General features: G+C 71.7%; 2 protein-coding genes. One reads left to right on the top strand and one right to left on the bottom strand.

Translation table 11 applies throughout. The features are described from left to right. Positions 1-867, bottom strand: an 867-nt coding sequence (locus AC5RUJ_RS16210) for a methyltransferase domain-containing protein (RefSeq protein WP_494156239.1), incomplete at its 3' end; no start/stop codon positions are given. A gap of 107 nt (positions 868-974) precedes the next feature. Here AC5RUJ_RS16210 and AC5RUJ_RS16205 point away from each other — a divergent pair. Further along, a partial coding sequence (locus AC5RUJ_RS16205) for a TolB family protein (RefSeq protein ID WP_494156238.1) occupies positions 975-1503 on the top strand: 529 nt, incomplete at its 3' end.

Here is a 1503-nt window from a genome sequence, read left to right as displayed (position 1 = left end):
AGTGTTGTTCAGAGGTGTGCTCTTCCGTTGTGGGGTAACCTGCAGCGGCCGTCCGGCATCCCCGACGGCCGCACGCACCGCGTCGGCGTCGGTGTGGTGGGCGTTGGGCCCCATCATGACCAGCCGCACGATGTCCTCGGCGCCCAACTGAAGCGGCACCTGCAGCGGATCGGCGGCCAGTTCTTCGAAGTCGCCGCCCAGGGCCGCCCCCAGCCGGTCGGCCTTATCGGTGTCGACGGCCAGCAGCGGGACCACGTCACGCAGCTCGTCCAAATGCCCCGGCGCAGCGGTGGCGACCACCAGGTGCCCGTTCGGTTTCAGCACACGGGCGAATTCGGCCGGGTTACGGGGCGCAAAAACGTTGAGGATCAGGTCCACGGTCCCGGCCGCCAGCGGCAGCGGCTTCCAGAGGTCCCAGACCAGGCACAAGGCGTCCGGCAGCATCCGGGCCGCGCGCCGGAGGGCGAACTTGGACAGGTCCAGCGCCACGGCCCGCCCGTCGCCCAGCCCCATGAGGACGGCCGCGAGGTAGTAGCCGGTACCGGCGCCGGCATCCAGCACCACGGGAGCGGGGGAGCCGGGCTGAAGGGCGCGGACCGTCCGGGACAGCTGGTCCGCCAGGGGTGCGTAGTGGCCGGCGGCCAGGAACGCCTCCCGGGCGGACACCATGTCGGCCGTGTCCGGGGTGAACCGGGTGCCGCGCCCGGTGAGCATATTGACGTAACCCTGCCGGGCGCCGTCGTACTGGTGGCCCTCCGCGCAGCGCAGCCCCTGGGCCGGGGTGGGCCCGGCGGCCAGCAGTCCTTCCCCGCAGACCGGGCAGAGCAGCAGCGGGATCAGGTCCTGGAAGTGCGGGGCGGAGGGCATGCTCCATCCTAGGCAAAGCCGGACCACGATCCGCCGATTGGCTCCGGCCTGCTGGTGAGACTAGGCTCACAGTCGTGCGATCTGAAGACATTGCTTTATTAAATTCCGTGTCCGCCCCCACGCTCCATCCGGACGGCGGCCGGGCCGCGGTTTCGGCCACGCATCCCGACTTCGCGTCGGACAGCTACGTGGGGCAACTGTGGGAAGTCCCGCTGGACGACGGCGGCGGTGCGCCCCGCCGCCTCACGCGCGGCTTTAGGGACACCGCACCCGCCTACTCGCCCGACGGGCTCTGCCTGGCGTTCCTGCGCGCGGCCGGACCGGGGGAACGGGCGCAACTGATGGTGGTGGACAGTCGGGGCGGGGAGCCGGTCGCGGTCACGGACGAGAAACTGGGGGTCTCCTCGTTCGTCTGGTCCCCGGACTCACGCCGCCTGGTCTTCGCGGCCCGGGTCCCCGCGGACGGGCGCTACGGCACGATGGACGGCGTTGGCCCCGGCGCCGAGGATGCCCGGCTGGTCACCGGCTACAAGTACCGCCTGAACGGGGTCGGCTACACCGGCGACAAGCGGGCCCAGCTGTTCGCGGTGGACGCACCGGATCTGCAGGCCGAACCGCCGGTCGCCCCGGTGGGCC

This window comes from Arthrobacter sp. Y3223164 (genome assembly GCF_059091005.1).
The sequence above is the reverse complement of the archived record's forward strand: the minus strand, read 5'-3'. Positions and strand labels throughout refer to the sequence as shown.